The sequence below is a fragment of the Streptomyces sp. NPDC050164 genome (genome assembly GCF_044459945.1).
Lineage (GTDB): Bacteria > Actinomycetota > Actinomycetes > Streptomycetales > Streptomycetaceae > Streptomyces > Streptomyces coeruleorubidus_A.
In genome coordinates this window covers 1-16,887 of record NZ_JBITJK010000061.1, presented here as the reverse complement: position 1 = coordinate 16,887, position 16,887 = coordinate 1, and the positions used below count along the sequence as shown (strand labels likewise).

The 16,887-nt window shown below is 72.2% G+C and carries 14 protein-coding genes; 3 read left to right on the top strand and 11 right to left on the bottom strand.

Features of this window, described 5'->3' with window-relative positions; genetic code table 11:
- Positions 1-37: 37 nt before the first annotated feature.
- The 7 genes from fxsT to ACIBNA_RS42625 all read right to left on the bottom strand — a co-directional run bounded on the left by fxsT (position 38) and on the right by ACIBNA_RS42625 (position 11,253).
- Entirely contained in the window at positions 38-2,647 is a 2,610-nt protein-coding gene (fxsT, locus tag ACIBNA_RS42655) for an FxSxx-COOH system tetratricopeptide repeat protein (RefSeq protein ID WP_399170741.1), read from the bottom strand.
- A 442-nt stretch (positions 2,648-3,089) separates the two neighbouring features.
- Positions 3,090-4,316: an FxsB family cyclophane-forming radical SAM/SPASM peptide maturase gene (locus ACIBNA_RS42650; RefSeq protein ID WP_399170740.1), complete on the bottom strand. Its 1,227-nt coding sequence runs from the start codon at positions 4,314-4,316 to the stop codon at positions 3,090-3,092.
- Positions 4,313-4,465: a hypothetical protein gene (locus tag ACIBNA_RS42645; protein ID WP_399170739.1), complete on the bottom strand. Its 153-nt coding sequence runs from the start codon at positions 4,463-4,465 to the stop codon at positions 4,313-4,315. Before ACIBNA_RS42645 ends, ACIBNA_RS42650 begins: the two co-directional genes overlap by 4 nt.
- On the bottom strand, positions 4,462-7,782 hold the full coding sequence (locus ACIBNA_RS42640) for an SAV_2336 N-terminal domain-related protein (RefSeq protein WP_399170738.1): 3,321 nt from the start codon (positions 7,780-7,782) through the stop codon (positions 4,462-4,464). Before ACIBNA_RS42640 ends, ACIBNA_RS42645 begins: the two co-directional genes overlap by 4 nt.
- A 3-nt stretch (positions 7,783-7,785) precedes the next feature.
- Complete coding sequence (locus tag ACIBNA_RS42635) at positions 7,786-8,784, bottom strand: AAA family ATPase (protein ID WP_399170737.1); 999 nt, start codon at positions 8,782-8,784, stop codon at positions 7,786-7,788.
- Between the two features lie 157 nt (positions 8,785-8,941).
- Positions 8,942-10,900, bottom strand: coding sequence for a trypsin-like peptidase domain-containing protein (locus ACIBNA_RS42630; RefSeq protein ID WP_399170736.1), 1,959 nt, complete (start codon positions 10,898-10,900; stop codon positions 8,942-8,944).
- Entirely contained in the window at positions 10,897-11,253 is a 357-nt protein-coding gene (locus ACIBNA_RS42625) for a CU044_2847 family protein (RefSeq protein ID WP_399170735.1), read from the bottom strand. Before ACIBNA_RS42625 ends, ACIBNA_RS42630 begins: the two co-directional genes overlap by 4 nt.
- Positions 11,254-11,442: 189 nt before the next feature.
- On the opposite strand from ACIBNA_RS42625, the gene ACIBNA_RS42620 reads away from it, so the two are divergent.
- Positions 11,443-11,622, top strand: coding sequence for a DUF6104 family protein (locus ACIBNA_RS42620; protein WP_003992906.1), 180 nt, complete (start codon positions 11,443-11,445; stop codon positions 11,620-11,622).
- A 16-nt stretch (positions 11,623-11,638) separates the two neighbouring features.
- Here ACIBNA_RS42620 and ACIBNA_RS42615 read toward each other — a convergent pair whose 3' ends face one another.
- Positions 11,639-12,469, bottom strand: coding sequence for a hypothetical protein (locus ACIBNA_RS42615; protein ID WP_399170734.1), 831 nt, complete (start codon positions 12,467-12,469; stop codon positions 11,639-11,641).
- A 147-nt stretch (positions 12,470-12,616) separates the two neighbouring features.
- Between ACIBNA_RS42615 and ACIBNA_RS42610 the strand changes: the two genes are divergently transcribed.
- Complete coding sequence (locus ACIBNA_RS42610; RefSeq protein WP_399170733.1) at positions 12,617-13,588, top strand: DUF4097 family beta strand repeat-containing protein; 972 nt, start codon at positions 12,617-12,619, stop codon at positions 13,586-13,588.
- A 1-nt stretch (position 13,589) separates the two neighbouring features.
- Entirely contained in the window at positions 13,590-14,693 is a 1,104-nt protein-coding gene (locus ACIBNA_RS42605; protein WP_399170732.1) for a helix-turn-helix transcriptional regulator, read from the top strand.
- 19 nt (positions 14,694-14,712) lie between these two features.
- Here ACIBNA_RS42605 and ACIBNA_RS42600 read toward each other — a convergent pair whose 3' ends face one another.
- The 3 genes from ACIBNA_RS42600 to ACIBNA_RS42590 form a co-directional block, all read right to left on the bottom strand.
- Positions 14,713-15,279: a Clp protease N-terminal domain-containing protein gene (locus tag ACIBNA_RS42600; protein ID WP_274819420.1), complete on the bottom strand. Its 567-nt coding sequence runs from the start codon at positions 15,277-15,279 to the stop codon at positions 14,713-14,715.
- The gene (locus tag ACIBNA_RS42595; RefSeq protein ID WP_003992902.1) at positions 15,279-15,488 is read right to left on the bottom strand and encodes an HTH domain-containing protein; all 210 of its coding nucleotides are present in this window, start codon (positions 15,486-15,488) and stop codon (positions 15,279-15,281) included. Before ACIBNA_RS42595 ends, ACIBNA_RS42600 begins: the two co-directional genes overlap by 1 nt.
- A gap of 99 nt (positions 15,489-15,587) precedes the next feature.
- Positions 15,588-16,553, bottom strand: a complete 966-nt coding sequence (locus tag ACIBNA_RS42590) for a zinc-binding dehydrogenase (RefSeq protein ID WP_399170731.1) — start codon at positions 16,551-16,553, stop codon at positions 15,588-15,590.
- Between the last annotated feature and the right edge of the window lie 334 nt (positions 16,554-16,887).

Sequence of the window (16,887 nt, the reverse complement as noted above, 5' to 3'; positions counted from 1 at the left end):
TGCGTCCCGGGGGGCGGGCCTTTCGCCGTCCGGAGTGTCAGATCGGCTGCGGTTCGAAATCCCAGTAGGGGCGGTGACGTTCGAGGATGTACTGCGTGTGCGGGTGATCCGGGCCGAGGAGGACGGTGAGCCGGGCGGCGACATCGTGGTGCAGCTTCTCCGCCTCGGCGCGGTGGCCCAGTTCGGCCAGGTCGAGAGCGAGACCGGCGCGCAGGCTGATCGTGAGGATGTGATCGTCGCCCAGCGCCCGCGCAGCGCGTTCGGCGGCGTCCCGGCCGAGAGCAGCCGCGGCGTCCGTCTCCCCGTTGGCGGCGAGGGCGGCCACCCCGTTCTTGGCGCAGCCGATGGCCCATGGATGGTCCCGTCCGACGGCCTGCTCCATCTCCCGGACAGTGGTGAGGGACAGCTCCAGAGCGGCGCGCCGGTCTCCCATGTCCCGCATGACGGTGGCGACGTTGTCCCGGGCTCCGACGCAGTAGGGGTGCTGTTCGCCCAGCAGGGCCGCGTACTGCTCGGCGGTGAGCTCGGCGAGCTCCCTGGCCTCGGCTGCGCGCTCCATGTGCCGCAGCAGCATCGCGTAGTCGCAGGAGACCATGAGCGTTTCGGGGTGCGAAGCGCCGCGTCGGCGCAGCAGCTTCTCCCGGACCCCCCGCATCATGGCGTACGCGAACTGGAGGTCACCGTCCCGGCGGGCGCACAGCGCGAGGTTGTGCTCAGCCTGCAGGGTCTGGCTGTGGTTGCGGTCGAGGACCTGGCTGTGGACGCGGGAGTTGTGGCCCTGGATCGTCATCGCCTCCCGGTAACGGCCGAGCAGCCGCAGCATCCAGGCGCTGCGCAGCGCCGAGTTGAGCGTGGCGACGTCCTTGCCGCCAAGGAGCTGGACCCGGGCCTCGAAGACGCTGCGGTGCAGGGCGAGCGCCTCGGTGTAGTGGCCCTGTAAGCCGATGGCGACGGCGAGGTTGCTCCGGATGCTGAGGGTGCGCGGTACGTTCTCTCCGCCGAGTTCCCGCACGGCGCTCTCGGCGGCCTCCTCGAACAGGGTCCGGGCCTCCGTGTAGCGGCCGAGCGCCATCAGTGTGCCGCCGAGACCGTCCTTGGCGCGGATCAGTTCGATGGGGCGGATCCCGTCGGCGTCGCGCAGCCGCCGCAGGTTCTCCTGGCCGACCTGCTCCGCCTCGGTGTACCGGCCGAGTCTGCGCAGCATGTTGCCGAGCTGGTGGACGGCGACGAGGACCGACCGGTCGGTGTCACCGGATTTGGGCCGCCAGCTGTCCACCGCGAGCCGGCTCAAGGCCCAGCCGTCCTGGTACTCGCCGCGCATCCGCAGGTACTCGACGCAGTTCAGCACGAGGTCCCGGACATCCCTGTCGGAGGACTCCAGGGCACCGGACGGTTCCAGGTGCGGGATGATCACGGAGTATCGGGCCCAGTTGCCGGCAGACGCCGAGTCGCGCGGGTCGGCGGAGACCAGGACCCTGCGCGCGGCGGCGGAGTAGCGCGCGGCGTCAACAGGCGACTGCACGGACCGTACGAACCGGTGGAACAGGCGGTGCATACGGACCGTGCCCACGGTCTGCGCGTCCATGCGGGGGCCCTGCTCGTACTCGATGCGCATGGAGGTGATCTCGGAGAGTCTGCGCAGCGCGGTGTTCCAGCTGCTGGGCTCAGCGACCAGTTCGGCCAGCTCGGGCGGCAGGTCGGCGAGCCGGGCCGTCTGCAGCAGGCGTACCGGGACCACGTCGTGTGCGAAGCAGACCAGCAGGTTGAGCAGTTGCCAGGCGGGTTCATGGCTCTCCCGCAGCATGTTGATCAGCTTGGACCAGGCGATCTCGTACTTCGGGTGGTGGCCAGAGGCCATGACGCCGAAACGGTCCGGCTTGCCCTCCCGGATGTCGCGTATGTAGTCGTTGACGGGGACGCCCGGGTTCAGCTGGAGCCAAGCGGCCGTCTGGTCGAGCAGCAGGGGCATGTCCTCCACCGCCTGGGCGAGCCGCTCCGCCTCGTTGTCGGTGAGCCGCGCAGCGCGCCGCCGGGCGAACGCGAGACTCTCCCGGCGTTCGAAGGCCGGCACGTCGATGACCTCGGCGTGGGCCGACCACTCACCTCGGTGGGTGGTGACAAGGACGTGTCCACGTCCTTCGGGGACGAGCCCGCTGAGTCGCTCGGGCTCGTCGGCCCCGTCCAGGACGAGCAGCCAGGGGCGGGCGGTGCCGTCGAGCTCACGCTGTACCGCCTTGATGGTGGCCGACAGGTCGCCGGTGCCCGGAACACCCATGGCCGGGGCGAGCTCGGCGAACTGCTGGCGCGCGGTGACACGCTGGGCGGCGCTGATCCACCAGACGATGTCGTACTCGCCCGCGAACCGGTGGACGTACTCCATCGCGAGCTGCGTCTTGCCGTTCCCGCTGGGCCCGCGCAACGCCACGGCGGCGCCGTCCCGCCCGGTCGCTGAGAACGCCCCGTACACCTGCTCCAGCAGTTCGGAGCGGCCGACGAAGCGATGGTTGCGGCGCGGTACGCCGCCCCACACCGCCGGCGGGTCGTCCGGGAAACGCGGGCCGCGACTGAGATCCAGGGCGGCGGGACCCGCAATGCCCGCGAGGTCCAGGACTCGGTCGCGGGCCGCCTCGGGAGTGAGGCCCCGCATTTCGACGGGGCGAGGGCGATGACGGCGGAGGGCATCGGCTGGGCGGTGACGCTCACGGCGGCGACCCGGTCCCCGTGCTCCGTCAGCAGTTGCCTGAGCACGCCGGCCCAGGCGTCGAAGCGGTCGCTGTCCAGTTGTTCGTGCCAGTCGTCGATGACGAGCAGGATCCGGCCCGGGGCACCGAGCAGGTCGTTCAGCGCCTCGGCGGTGGCGGGCCGCCGCAGCGGATTCCAGCGCACCAGCGTCGTGGCCCGCCCCGCGGCCCGGATCTGGTGCTCGATCCACTTGGCCCAGGATTCGCTCTGCCCGGCGAAGATCACCGTGACGTGTCCGAGCTCCGCCGCCATCTCGCAGTCCCCTCAACTGAACCTGGTCACGACTGTGCACAGGTTATTCAATTGTGCGTCAAAAGGGCTCGATCAGCGCAAAGTTGAGAGACCGGTCAGTTCCCCGGTGCCGTGTCCCGTACGGTCCGTTCGAGTCGTCGGGCGATGTGCCGAACAAGCCGTTCCAGATCAGCGCAGTAGACGCTGGGGTGGCGGAAGCCTGTGCCGGGCGCGTACCGGTGCACGTAGTTGCCGCCTCCGCACACCTTCCCGACCGGGCAGCCTCGGCACTCCGCGGCCAGGGCCCGTTCACCCAGCTGGCGGGCGGCGACGCCGGGGTGGCGCAGGGCCTCGTCGAAGGAGTTCCGGAAGACGTCCAGCCCGGTCTCCGCCGCGCCCGCGTAGGCCGACTTCAGGGAGTCGACCTGCTCGATCGCGCCGTCCGTCTCCACCACGACGGCGGCCATGGGCGACAGTCCCACGGCCTCGGCCCTGCTGGGCGCGCCGAGCAGCAGGGCGGCGATCTCCTGGAAGAGCCGGACGCGGGTGCGCAGTCGCCGCTCGTCCCACCAGGCGTCGAAGACGGTGGCCAGCCAGTCGCCGTAGGGGGCGGGGTGCGGGCGGTGGCGTCCGGGGTGCCGCGGGAAGACCCCGGGGGGCGGGTGGCCCCAGTTGGCGTGCGGCAGGAGGAAGTCCACCGCGGGCGGGTTCAGCTCCAGCAGCGACCGGTAGACCTCCAGCGGGTCGGCGTCCAGGTCGATGGTGCACAGGATGCCCGCGTAGCAGGCCGGGCGCTCGGCGAGCGCGCGGGCGGCTGCCCGGGCCGCGGGCCAGGCGGGGCGGCCGGCACGGTCGACGCGGCGGACGTTGTGGGCGGCGCGGCCGCCGTCGAGGCTGAGGCCGACCCGGATGCCGGCGCCGGCGAGCACGTCGAGCGCTGGGCCCGTGAGCCGGGTCCCGTTGGTCTGCAGGGTGGCGGTGACCCGGCATCCGGCGGGCAGGGCCTCGCGGACGGCCCGGGTGTAGGCCAGGGCGGGGCCCGGGCCGGTGAGGAGGGGCTCGCCGCCGTGGAGCTCGACACGGATCCCGTCGAGACCGTGCGCGCGGACGTGCTCGGCGATGCGGGCGGCGGTGTGCCGCATGGTGTCCTCGGGCACGCGCGGCGGGCGGTCGCGCCAGCCGGCGTCCTGGCCCCGGTACAGGTAGCAGTAGGTGCAGTCGAGGTTGCAGCGGCTGTGGACCTTCAACACGAACTGCCGGAAGGGTGTGGCCCGGTGGGCGGAGGTGTCGAGCAGGGCATGCGGCCACGGCGGGTGCGCCGACGGCGGGTGGTGCGCCGTCATGGGGCGTCCTCGTACTGGGCGACGACGACGGACTCCCCTTCCCGGGCACGGAGCTCGGCGAGGATCGCCGCGAATACCGGGTGGTCGGTGTGGTCCGGCCGGGGGACGTCGGGCAGGGGTATGTGGGTGTCGTCGACGGGCGCGGTCACTCGTCGGCCGTTTCGGATTCCAGGCGGGCAATGCGGGAGCGGAGGTGCTCACGGCGGCCGGAGTCCGGCGTGAGGGGCAGAGCGCGATGGTAGTCGGCCAGGGCCGGGCCCGTCCGTCCGAGCCGCTCGTGGACCTGTCCCCGGGACTGCAGGGCGACGGAGCGGGTCTCGTCGTCACCCGCCTCCCGGGCGTGGTCGGCGGCTTGGGAGAAGCAGTCGGCCGCCTGGTGCAGCCGTGCGAGCACGCCCGTGCGGCTGTGCAGGAACTCCTGGGCGGTTCCGCGGTTGAGCCAGCACTGCCCGAGGAAACCAGGGTCATCGGATCCCCGGGCCGCCTCGCCGAACAGCCACTCCGCCTCGTACAGATCGGACAGCACCTCCTGAAGTCCGAAGCGCAGGAAGTGGGCGGTGCCCAGGTGCTGCCTGCGCAGGGGCAGGCGGGGATCGTCCGGGAGGGACGCGTCGACCGCCCGGCGCAGCTGGTCGATGGCCCGGGTGATGTCGTCGGGCAGGCCCGCAATGCTCGCCCGTTCGAGCAGGGCTCGCCCGAAGTCGGACAGCACGTCGGGCCGCCGCGGGTCGTCCTCGTCCAGCAGTGGTTCGGCGTCCGACCAGGCGTCGATGGCCCGGTCCAGTTGCAGCTGGTCGCCGGAGCGGTCATAGCGGACGCGGTAGATGTGCGCGGCCCGCTCATGGCATTCGAACCTCAGGGCCTTGTCGTCGCCGGCTGCTTCCAGGGCCGCTTCCACCGCGTACATGAGCGAGCGGCGTTCCCGGCCGTCGTCGCGCGGCGGCTGGTGGATCTCGATGGCGCTCGCCATGTCCAGCCAGATCGTGCAGCGCTCGGTGTCCGGGAGGGCGGTCTCGTCACGGACCGCCGCCAGGAAGTCGTCGGTGGCACGCAGGGCGGCCTCGGCCGCGCGTCGCTCGTCCGGCGCGGCGGCGGAGGTACGGCCGTGCCCCGCGTACTGGCGCGCCAGGTCGAGCCACAGCCGGCCCCTGACCGCATGGGCCTGTTCGCCCTGGGAGGACTCCAGGGCCACGTCGGCGGCCTCGACGGCCCGGTGCAGATGGGTGACGTACCACTCCTCGGGGCCGGATGCCGGGTAAGGGCCGTCCGGTCCGGCCGCGTCCGCTCCCGAGTCGGCGACGACCCGGCGGAGGTAGGTCAGCGCGAGCGCGGTGCCGTGCCGGTGCTCGGCCGTCGTGTCCGGGTCGTGCAGTACGGAGGTGAGGTCCCGGTCGGCCAGGTACAGCAGCACGGCACGGGCGAAGTCCTCGGCCCGGTGGTCGCCGAGCGCGGCCCCGGCGGCCCACTGCCTGAGGCCGTCGGGGATGCCGTCGAACCCGATGTCCTGCTTGGCCAGCTCCATGGCCTGGGCGAGGCAGATACGCCCCCGTACCACCCGTCCCCAGGCGCTGAGGTCGTCGAAGTCGCCGATCGTCTGCCAGGCCTCCCGGAGGTCCTCCCCGACGCCTCGCACCTGCCACCGGGACCACAGCGTGTCGGCCAGCCTCACCGCGGCCATGGCCCGCTCCGGCTCCGCGCCGGCCACCTCCAGCGCCTGCCGCAGATACCCGACCGCGGCGTCGAGTTCCCTGGTCAGGCCCTCCTGCCGGAACCGCACGAGAGCCTCCCGGCCCCGCGCCAGCAGTTCTCGCGCACTCAGCTCCGCCCGCACCGGCACGGCCGGCATCCGCTTGCCGAGGTCCCGCAGCACCTCCGCCGACACCTCGGCGAACGCCCGCAGCCCGACGGGTTCGCTCTGGTCCGAAGCGACCGCCGTCGTCAGGTCCTCGCCAGGGGTCACCGAGCCGCGCAGGAACGCCCCGGCCAGGGCAGGGAAGTTACGCACGTCGCGCCCGAACCTGCGCTGCACGTAGTCGGAGCAGTGCTTGAGCAGCAGGTCGGCGTCGTCCACCGCGAGCCGCGACCGCAGTTCCGAGGCGACTCCGGGCAGGAACTCGTAGCGCACTGCCCACGGGTCGTCCGGGTCCTCCCGGCGTTTGAGCAGGCCACTGAGCAGCACCTCGGAGAGCACGTCGGGCCCGCTTCCCGAGAGCATGGCGTGCTGGACGAGCTGCATGACCGGCAGGTAAAGGGGTACCGCGGACAGGTACACGGCGAGCCGGCGAGCCTCCGAGGAGGCCGGGCGCCAGAACGCACGGACACGGTCCGGGCCGGTCAGCTCCTCAGAGGCCCGTACCGCCGCCCCGGACGCCGGGTGATCGGGGCGCACCCACCCCGCCGCCGTCGCCAGCGACTGCTCGGTGGCGCCCGACACCAGACGTGCCCAGCCCTCCACCGACTCCCGGCGCGGAGCGAGCACGGGCACGGGCACCGCGGCAGGCTCGGCACGTCCCTTGTCTGGCCGGAACTCCAGTGCGCCGGCGGGCCCTTCCCGCCGGTGGAGCAGCCCGCGCCGGGCGGGCAGGTGGGTGCGCAACCACATCCGCTGCGGGAGCGGCTGCACGATGGCCACGGGCGCCGCGGCGGCCCATCGGTGCAGCAGCCGCTGCATGCGGCCGGAGCGCCACATGGGTCCGGCGCAGTCACTGAGAACCAGGGTCACGCAGCGCCCCGTCGGATCGCTCAGCTGCTCCGGGGCGTGCAGCGGACCGGCAGGTTCCGGGGTGGTGGCCCAACCGGGCAGTCCGTCTGAAGTCTCGTGCAGGTACCGCACTCGCACCTCGCGGAAGGCACCGGCGCGTACGCAGACCTGGCGGAGTTCGTCGAGTGCCTGCTGCCACACCACGGTTGAGGTGGAGACGTCCATCAGGAGCATGAGGCGGGCCTCGCGTCGCCGGTCGGTGCGCAGGACCGGCAGGAGGAACCCGGACTCGGCGGCCCGGTGGGCGGTGGCGTGTTCGTCCAGGACGCGCGGTACAGGGCGGACAGGCGCCCGGTACCTCTGCAGAGGCCGTAAGCCTCGTTGCAGCGCGAGGGGTTCGGGAAGAGTGGGTGCGGCCGGGACGCGGATGGGCTCCATGGGAGCCGCGCCGTCGGCGCCGCCGGCCCCGGGGGCGAACAGCCGGGCCCCGTCGGGCGACTGCAGTTCGCCGTCCGTGACCGGTGGGCGAGGGGCCGGCAAGGGCGGGCCGGTGTCGCCGTCAGCCGATGGGAGGTCCGTGCAGGCTCCGTCCGCGACGGACGGGAAGGCCGGCTCCGCCGGGGCCGGGAGCCAGCGGGCCAGCCACAGCGCGTCCGCGAGTTCCTCCACGCCCGGCCCGATACCCGCGTCCCGCATGCGCGCGACCAGCGCCGTGAGCGTGGAGGTCACGTCGCCGGGCGGGTTGTGGGGGGCCTGGTCGGTCATCGGCTAGCGCGGCCCCCGGTCCAAGGGCTGCATCAGCAGGTCCGAGATCTCCTCGCGCCGGTGGACCTCGCCCCTGGCCGCGTGCTGAGCGAGGAAGATCGCGTTGAGCAGCTGGTCGGTGGGGCGCAGCGCGCCGTCCGCCTCGGCCTGCGTGAAGCGGTCGACCAGGTCGCGGTTGTCGTCGTACGAACCCTGTCCGAAGTGCGCCTGGACGAGGGCGGCCAGGCGTTCGTCGCGCGGGGCCTTGAGGTCGAGCGTGATGCAGCGGCGCAGCAGCGGTGCGGGGAACTCCCGCTCCCCGTTGCTGGTCATGAGGACGAACGGGAAGGCACGGCAGCGGACCTGTCCGCCCGTCACCGGGACACGGCGGCCGTCGTCGGTGAGGACGTGGACGACAGGGGTGTGGTCGGCGATCCGCTCCAGCTCGGGGAGGGCGAACCTGCCCTCCTCCAGGACGTTCAGCAGGTCGTTGGGCAGATCGATGTCGCTCTTGTCCAGCTCGTCGATGAGCAGCACGCGGGGCCGGTGGGCGGCGAGCAGCGCGGTGCCGAGCGGGCCGAGCTTGATGTACCGGCCGATGTCCCGGGAGAAGTCGTCGCCGGGCAGCTGGGAGTCCTGGAGACGGCCGATGGCGTCGTAGGTGTAGAGCCCGTCGCGCAGTTCGCTGCGGCTGACGATCGGCCACTCCAGGACCCGGCCGAGGCCGAGTTCGTAGGCGATGGCGTGTGCGAGGGTCGACTTGCCCACGCCCGGTTCGCCGGTGACCAGGAGCGGTCGCCGCAAGTAGAGAGCGGCGTTGACGAGTTCGAGGGTGCCGGAGTCCTGGATGGGCAGCGGGGCCGCGTCCTCGCCCAGCCTGCGGCGGGTGGAAGAGTCGGGTCCCGGTACCTCGTACGGCACGACCGGGGCGTCGAACCTGCGCCACGCCGGCGGGTCGGGCAGCCGGTCGATGCCGGCCGGATCCGGTTGCCCGGTGCCGCGGTAGACGAACCACTCGCTCATGGTGTGCTCCTCGTCGACGGTCGGTGGTCGTCCACGCCCTGGCCGACGGGGGCGTTGTGCACCCACAACGGGCCCCTGAAAATGTACCCACAACGGGCCCGCCCCACAGGCGTTTCCGGACGCTCGGCCCACGCGTCCCGTGCGTGCCACGCGTCGCTCACAGCGGCGCGTCCAGGGGTTCCGCGTCCTCGGGAGGCAACGGGCGGCGCGGATCGTCGTACAGCAGTGCCAGGGGTTCGACCCAGCGGCGCTCGACCCGGTGCTCGCTGATCTCCTGGCGCACGTGTCGCAGGCGGTCGGGGAGTTCGGCGAGGGATCCGATGGTGCCGAGCAGTTCCTCCGCCTTGGCGTACAGCGTGTCGCACGTCTCGGGACAGGTCCGCGAGGCGTGTCCGTCGATGTGCCAGAGCGCGACGCCGAGGCCGTTGTCCAGGGCGAGCCGCATGGCGGTGCGCCCGGGGTCGCGTCCGGCGGGGCGGCACATGACGGGGATGCGGTGCGCCTCGGCGTTGCGGTAGCCGCGAGAGCCGGGCACGGCTTCCTCCACGAGCGTGCGCCAGCTGCTGAAACGCCGCAGGCCGGTCATGCTCTGCCAGCGGTCGGCCCAGAGCTTGTCCGGATCTCCCCGGCGCTCGAGGGCGCGCAGCACCACACGGCGGCGCGCCCCGAGGTGCCCCGTGTCGTTCAGTTCCGCTATGTCGTCGAACCGCCAGCGGTGCACGGCCATGTCGAAGTACTCGGAGGGCAGGGCCACTTCGAGCGGCACGGGCCGGTCTGCGTGGTCCTTGGCCCGCAGCAGCCTGCCCAGAGGCTCCCGCAGGGCCTGGACCAGGTCCTCGGGCCGGAATCCGTGGACGGAGCCGTCGGCCTCGTACAGCAGGGGCTCGCCCTCGCCGTCGTCGTACCAGACCTGCCAGAAGAACCGGGGGGACTGAGCGCCGATCACCGGGTCGAGCAGGACCGCCACGGTGGGGCCCTCGCCCGGGCCGGGGTAAGGGATCACCATCCGCTCCGCCTTGTCCTCGGGGGCCGGAAGCAGCGCGTCCGGCAGGCTGACCTCCCGGACGAAATCGTGCATGGCCCTGCGGGGCTCCTTGCGCAGCCGCTTTTCGATCCACTTGGTGAGCGCGGCGCAGTCGCCGCCCCTGGTACGCGTGTACTTCTCGACGTACATCAGGAAGCGCAGGAAGGTGAGCGCCTCGAGCGGCCGGCCCCCTTCATAGAGCAGTCCGGCACCGTCGCGCCAGGTCAGTAACTCGGGCGTACTGTCCGGCCACAGGTTGTTGCTCCGTGCCTTCTTCGCCAGCAGTTCGACGGTGGGCGCGTCGGGCGGCGCGGGCAGTTCGGCGAGCAGCCGGAGGGCCTCGCGGCGATCGGCCGGCGTCCAGCACTCGCCGCTGTCGGCCACCGGGGCGTCCTGCAGTTCGACCCAGTTGTCCCCGCTCGGGGACAGCGGTTCGTCGCCGTGCCAACGGTCGTGGGCGGCCATGACCGCTCGGTACGTCGCCCCGAAACGGCGCAGCGCCGAGATCGCCACCGCCTTGCCGCCGTCCTGCTGTCTCCGGCGCGATTTGATCAGGCCGACGACAGCTCCGCTGACGGGATCGACCAACGGACCGCCGGACATTCCGCTGGGGAAGTCGATGTCGGGCTTGATGATCAGCCCGTAGGCGTCCTCGTGGCCGTTGATCTCGGCGTCCACGATCCGGAAGTGGGTCTTGGGCGGCCCCGGGTAGTACCCGCACGCTTTGAGCGCGCCGCAGTGGCGCACGGCCCGGTCGGGGAGCCATACGCACTCGTGCGGGTGCTGTGCGGGATCACCCGTCAGCCGCACCAGTGCCAGGTCCTCCTCCGGCGGGACGGTGGGCCGGCGCGGTTCGGTGAGCAACCACTGCTCCAGGTGGGCGTTCGCCTCGATGCCCTGACCGCGTACCCGGAAGGTGACCGAGGCATCCTCCGCGAGGTGCGGACGCAGCACGTGGGCGGCGGTCAGCACCCATCCCGGCGCGACGAAGAAGCCGCTCCCCCACAGAGGTCTGTCGTCGTCCCCGACGGCCAGCAGGTGAACGGTGGCCGCCCGGGCGAGCTCGTACAGGCGGTCGCTGCGTTCGGTCATGCCGGGCCGGGCTCCTCCGCGTCCTCCCCCGCGGGTCCGCGGTCGAATTGCCAGGTGAGCGTCACCTGCAGGGAGGCCTTGGTCTCGCCCCTGGCGAGCACGGCGAACGCCACGCCCTCCTTGGCCGTCAGCTCCACGCCGAAGGTGATCGCGGCCTCACTGGGGCGGGCCGCCCTGGCGGCGTCGAGGGTGGCGGCGCCGACACCTTTGATCAGCTCTTGGAGCTGTTCCACCTTCGCGAGGGCGGCCTCGGTGAAACCGACGTCCTCCTGGTCGTCGTACGCCTCGCCCTCACCGATCCGCGCGGTGATCACCGTGCCGTCCGGCAGCTTGACATCCTGGATGTGGCTCATCTCGTCCCCCGTCGAGTCCCCCGCCGGACCGATCGAGCACGGCCGGCGCCCACGTGCACCAGACGAGGGTCATACCCAGGTTGGCTGCCCGTGACCCCACCCGTTCCCGGCCAGGGTCTCGCGGGACCGCACGGCCTACCCTGGAGGGGTTGGCAAGAGGGCTTGCCCCGTCCGGATCAGGAGCATGAGTTGTACTTCACCGACCGCGGCATCGAGGAGCTGGAAAAGCGACGCGGCGAGGAGGAGGTCACCTTCGAGTGGCTCGCCGAGCAGCTGCGGACGTTCGTCGATCTCAACCCCGACTTCGAGGTGCCGGTGGAGCGGCTGGCCACGTGGCTGGCGCGGCTGGACGACGAGGACGACGAGTAGGACGTCCCCGGGGCGGTCAGTCGCGGGGGTGAGTGAGGCCGTAGGCCAGGCCCAGCGAGCCGTGGGCCAGGAGCAGTGCCCCGGCCACGATCAAGCCGCCGTTGCGCCGCCGTACGCCCCAGGCCGTGAGCGGAACGCCCGCCGCCACCTGGGCGAGGGCCAGGACGCGGGCCCTGGGGCCGCCCGTCCAGGGCATCCAGGGGCCGAGGCGGCTGTGGTCGACGGTGTCGCGTTCGGCGACCGCCTCGCGCCAGCCCGGCCACTCGACCGGGAGGCTGTCCGGCTGGAGTGCGGCAACTTCCCGGAGGCGGTCGGCGGGCTGGCCGGGGGCGAGTTCCGGGGGCAGTGAGACGCCGACGCGCGCGAGGACCGCCAGCAGGCCCCGCAGACGGGTGCGGGCGTCCGCCGCGGGGTCGGCCTTCGTCAGCTGGTCGAGGGCCTGGAGGTCCAGGACGGGCTCGAGGCCCACGCGCGCGGCGAAGGTGCGCATCGCCTCCTCCTCCCCCACCGGGACGCCGCTCGTGAGCCAGACGAAGCCGACCGGGCGGCGGAAGCCGGACGCGAACGTGAAGCCCGCGTGGTCGGCGTCCCACCACAGGGCGAGAACGGGCCAGGGCGCGCCGACGGCGAGGGCCGTCGCCCAGCCGGTGACCACCCGGTCGACGGGCTCGCCGGCGTCCCGCCAGGGCCCGCCCTCGGGGACGAGAACGCTCCATTCGTCGCCCGCCCGGGTGAGCTGCATCCGTTCCCGCAGCAGGTGGGCGACGGGGGCGACGGATCCGGGCACCGCCCGGCACAACAGCAGCGCCCCAGAGGCTGGACCGGTGTGGTCGGCTTCCGTCGGCATGGTCACACGCTAGGGCGATTCCCTCCTCTTTGATGACTTTTGCACGCCCCGATGTCCCCGGACGGGTGTCTTGACTTTCCCCGACCACGATATATCGTGAATGAGAGAAGACGCGATATGGCGCGTCATGTCGGGGAGGTCTGCACCATGTCCGAGTGGTCTGTCACGGAGCCGAGGAAACTCACCTTCGACGAGCCCGTGAGCGAGCTTCACGTGCGTCTCGTCAACGGAACGGTGAACGTGGTGGGCACGGACGAAGGTTCCGCCCGCCTGGAGATCTCCGAGATCGAGGGACCGCCCCTGGTGGTGACCCAGCAGGGCGGCACCCTCACGGTGGCCTACGAGGACCTGCCCTGGAAGGGCTTCCTCAAGTGGCTGGACCGCAAGGGCTGGCGCCGCAGCGCGGTGGTCTCCCTGGCCGTCCCGGCCTCCACCCGGGTGGAGGTGGGGGTGGTAGGCGCGGCAGCCGTCATCTCCGGGATCGAGGGACCGGCGGCGGTGAAGGGCGTCACGGGCGACACGACCCTCGTGGGACTCTCCGGCCCGGTCCGCGCCGACACGGTCTCCGGGAGCGTGGAGGCCCAGGACGTGACCGGCGACCTCCGGTTCAACTCCGTCTCGGGCGACCTCACGGTGGTCGAGGGCTCCGGCTCCTCCGTGCGGGCCGATTCGGTCAGCGGCTCCATGATCGTCGACCTCGACCCGGGCGGCCCCACGGACGTGCGGCTGACCAGCGTCTCGGGCGAGATCGCGATCCGGCTGCCGGACCCGGCGGACGCGGAGGTCGAGGCCAACACGGCGAGCGGCGCGGTCTCCAACGCCTTCGACGATCTGCGGGTGCAGGGCCAGTGGGGCGCCCACAAGATCACCGGCCGCCTGGGCGCGGGCAACGGCAAGCTGCGTGCCACCACCGTCTCCGGTTCGATCGCGCTGCTGCGCCGCCCCGCCAGGGAGGCCGAGCCCGACGAGCCATGGGACACCCGGCCCGGCACCGGAAGCTCACCGGCCGACCCGCAGGACGACCCGCAGGCCCGGCCGGGAGACAATTCCGTCTCCGACCGGGGCGCCGCCGACGCCGGCGTCCCGGCCGACGGCACGACCGACAAGAAGGTGCTCTGACATGCCCCCCGTCTTCGCCCACGGCCGCCTCCGCCTGTACCTGCTGAAGCTGCTGGACGAGGCCCCCCGACACGGCTACGAGGTGATCCGTCTCCTCGAGGAGCGCTTCCAGGGGCTGTACGCACCGTCGGCGGGCACGGTCTACCCGCGCCTGGCCAAGCTGGAGGCCGAGTGCCTGGTCACCCACACCACCGAGGGCGGCCGCAAGGTGTACTCGATCACGGACGCGGGCCGCGCGGAACTGGCCGACCGCAGTGGCGAACTGGCCGATCTGGAGCTGGAGATCCGGGAGTCGGTCGCGGAACTGGCGGCGGAGATCCGCGCCGACGTACGCGGGGCCGCCGGCGACCTGCGCCGCGAGATGCGTGCGGCCGCGACCGAGGCCCGCCGGGAGACCGGCACGAAGTCCCGTGGCGCTGAGGACGCCCCCTTCGGGGACTTCGGGCAGTACGGCGACAAGGAGGCCTGGCGCGTCGCCAAGGAGGAGATGCGGCGCGCCCGGCAGGAGTGGAAGGAACAGGCCCGCCGCGCCAAGGACGAGAGCCGTCGCGCCCGCGAGGACGCCCAGCGCGCCCGCCGCCAGGCGAAGGAGGCCCAGGAGCAGGCCCGCGCCCAGGCCCAGGAGCAGGTTCAGCGCATCGCCCGCCGGGTCCAGGAACAGGTCCAGGACCACTTCGCCCGCGGCGACTGGCCCACGGGACTGCGCGAGGGCCTGAGCGAACTGGCCAAGGAGGTCGGCGAGTTCGGCAAGGACTACGGCAAGGACTACGGCAAGGACTTCGGCTTCGACTGGACCGGCACCGGCACCGGCACCGGCACCGGCACCGGCACCGGCACCGGCAAGCCTGCCTCGCAGCCGACGCCCTCACAGCCCGCCGAGGACTTCCCGGCCGCCTACGAACCCGCCTGGGCCCACGAGGACGCCACGGACTCCACCGGCGACCCGGCCCGCGACCTGGACCGCCTGCTCGACCGCTTCCGGGACGACATCCGCGACGCGGCCCGCGACCACGGCGTCACCCCCGACCAACTGCGCGAGGCCCGCCGCCACCTGTCGACGACGGCAGCCCACATAGGATCACTGCTGCGGACCCGGAAGAAGTAAGCGGCCGGCGCCCCGCCTGTCACCCGGCCTTCGCCTCGCCACCCCCGTACAGCACCCGCACCAGGGACTCGTACGTCACCCCGTGGTCGGCGAGAACCTCGGCCGGCACGCCGGGGCGCATGGTCAGGGCCAGCAGAATGTGCTCATCGCCGATGTGCCGGTCCCGCTGGGCGAGGGCGACCCGCAAGGAGCGCTCCAGAACGTCCTTGGCACCGCGCCCGAAGGAGGCCCGCCCCGACCACCACCCCTTGTCCTTCCGGTCACCGGCCATGGCGCCGACCCCGTGCACCTCCTCCACCCGGGCGACGATCTCCTCCACATCGATCCCGAGCCCGGCGAGCGCGTCGGCCTCGGCCTGCGACAGCCCGGCCCGCCGCCGCGCCGCGCCCAGCGCCTGCCGCACGGACTCCCTCCGCTCACCGAGCCCGAGAGCGGCGAGCGCGAACGAGCCACGACTGCCCTCCCGGTCGAGCAGCGCGAGCAACAGATGCTCCGGCTCCACGACCTGTCCGCCGCCACCACCCTCCACGTACTCGAACGCACCCTTGACCACGCTCCGGGCGTCCTTCGTGAACCGCTCGAACATCAATGCCTCCCGTACTTCTTGTGCACGGCCTGCCTGCTCACACCGAGTTCGGTGGCGATCTCCTGCCACGACCAGCCCTGGTTGCGCGCGTTGCGCACCTGTACGGCTTCCAGCTGCTCAAGCAGCCTGCGCAGGGCGGCGACGGCCCGCAGGCCGACCCGTGGATCACGGTCGCCCGCACGCTCGGCCAGATCGGTTGCTTCGGTCATGACGTCAACCTACGTTGACACCACACTTTCGTCAACCCCAGTTGACAAACCAAACGGCCGGCCCGAACCCGGACCGGCCGTCAGCACATTCAGCGGGGACTAGGGACTGGTGAGCACGACCTTCCCGAACTGCTCACCGGACGCCAGCCGTTCGAAGCCCTCCCGGGCGCGGTCCATGGGCAGCACCTCGTCGATGACCGGTCGCACACCGGTGGCGGCACAGAACGCGAGCAGATCCTCCAGCTCGTCCTTGGTGCCCATCGTGGACCCGACGACCTTGAGCTCCAGGAAGAAGATCCGGGTCAGTTCGGCATGCGAGGGCCGGTCACCACTGGTGGCACCGGAAATCACCAGCGTGCCGCCGGACTTCAGCGACTTCACGGAGTGCGACCAGGTGGCGGCCCCGACGGTCTCGATCACGGCGTCGACCCGCTGCGGCAACCGCGCCCCCGACTCCAGGGCCTCCACGGCCCCCAGCTCCACGGCCCGCTTCCGCTTGGCCTCGTCCCGGCTCGTGGCGAAGACCCGGAGCCCGGCGGCCTTCCCCAGCACGATGGCGGCCGTGGCGACACCGCCCCCGGCGCCCTGCACGAGCACGGAGTCGCCGGGCCGGACACCCGCATTGGTGAACAGCATCCGGTACGCGGTCAGCCACGCCGTGGGCAGACAGGCGGCCTCCTCGAAGGAGAGCTCCTTGGGCTTGGGCAGGATGTTCCAGGTCGGCACGGCGACCTGCTCGGCGAAGGTGCCCTGGTAACGCTCGGTGAGGATGGAACGGGGCTCCTTCGGGCCGACCCCGTGCCCGCTCTGTCCGATCACGGAGTGCAGGACGACCTCGTTACCGTCCTCGTCGACGCCGGCGGCGTCACAGCCGAGGATCATCGGCAGCTTGTCCTCTGCGAGGCCGACGCCGCGCAGGGACCACAGGTCGTGATGGTTGAGGGAGGCGGCCTTGACCGTGACGGTGCTCCAGCCGGGGCGGGCCTCGGGAGCCGGACGCTCTCCCAACTCCAGGCCGGACAGTGGCTGGTCGCGGTCGATTCGGGCGGCGTAGACAGCGAACATGACCTTGACAATAGGTTCCCGAACGGACCCGGGGAACCACCTGCCCGTGTGAGACACACCCTCTTGCCACGCGCTCGGCGCCGGTGCCGAGGCCGGGTGGGTCCGCAACCCGGCGGAACGGGGCGCCTCCCCCAAGCGGCACGACTGCCCGCAGCTAGGGTCTGTCGTTTGGATCACGTCGCAGACGCGGGGCTGAAGAGATGCCGTCGATTCCCTGCGACCTGATCCAAACGACAGACTCTAGGTGTGCTGATCGGACAGGTTGGTGACGCGGCTGGCTGGGGTTTGGCCGCCGATGCCGGTGTGGGGTCGGTGGTAGTTGTACCAGTCCAGC

What these genes read in the sequence shown, in the direction of transcription:
- ACIBNA_RS42600 (WP_274819420.1), bottom strand. Translation starts at nt 15,279, where the DNA reads ATGTTCGAGCGGTTCACGAAGGACGCCCGGAGCGTGGTCAAGGGTGCG.
- ACIBNA_RS42615 (WP_399170734.1), bottom strand. Translation starts at nt 12,469, where the DNA reads ATGCCGACGGAAGCCGACCACACCGGTCCAGCCTCTGGGGCGCTGCTG.
- ACIBNA_RS42650 (WP_399170740.1), bottom strand. Translation starts at nt 4,316, where the DNA reads ATGACGGCGCACCACCCGCCGTCGGCGCACCCGCCGTGGCCGCATGCC.
- ACIBNA_RS42630 (WP_399170736.1), bottom strand. Translation starts at nt 10,900, where the DNA reads ATGACCGAACGCAGCGACCGCCTGTACGAGCTCGCCCGGGCGGCCACC.
- fxsT (WP_399170741.1), bottom strand. Translation starts at nt 2,647, where the DNA reads ATGCGGGGCCTCACTCCCGAGGCGGCCCGCGACCGAGTCCTGGACCTC.
- ACIBNA_RS42625 (WP_399170735.1), bottom strand. Translation starts at nt 11,253, where the DNA reads ATGAGCCACATCCAGGATGTCAAGCTGCCGGACGGCACGGTGATCACC.
- ACIBNA_RS42590 (WP_399170731.1), bottom strand. Translation starts at nt 16,553, where the DNA reads ATGTTCGCTGTCTACGCCGCCCGAATCGACCGCGACCAGCCACTGTCC.
- ACIBNA_RS42595 (WP_003992902.1), bottom strand. Translation starts at nt 15,488, where the DNA reads ATGACCGAAGCAACCGATCTGGCCGAGCGTGCGGGCGACCGTGATCCA.
- ACIBNA_RS42610 (WP_399170733.1), top strand. Translation starts at nt 12,617, where the DNA reads ATGTCCGAGTGGTCTGTCACGGAGCCGAGGAAACTCACCTTCGACGAG.
- ACIBNA_RS42635 (WP_399170737.1), bottom strand. Translation starts at nt 8,784, where the DNA reads ATGAGCGAGTGGTTCGTCTACCGCGGCACCGGGCAACCGGATCCGGCC.
- ACIBNA_RS42605 (WP_399170732.1), top strand. Translation starts at nt 13,590, where the DNA reads ATGCCCCCCGTCTTCGCCCACGGCCGCCTCCGCCTGTACCTGCTGAAG.
- ACIBNA_RS42640 (WP_399170738.1), bottom strand. Translation starts at nt 7,782, where the DNA reads ATGACCGACCAGGCCCCCCACAACCCGCCCGGCGACGTGACCTCCACG.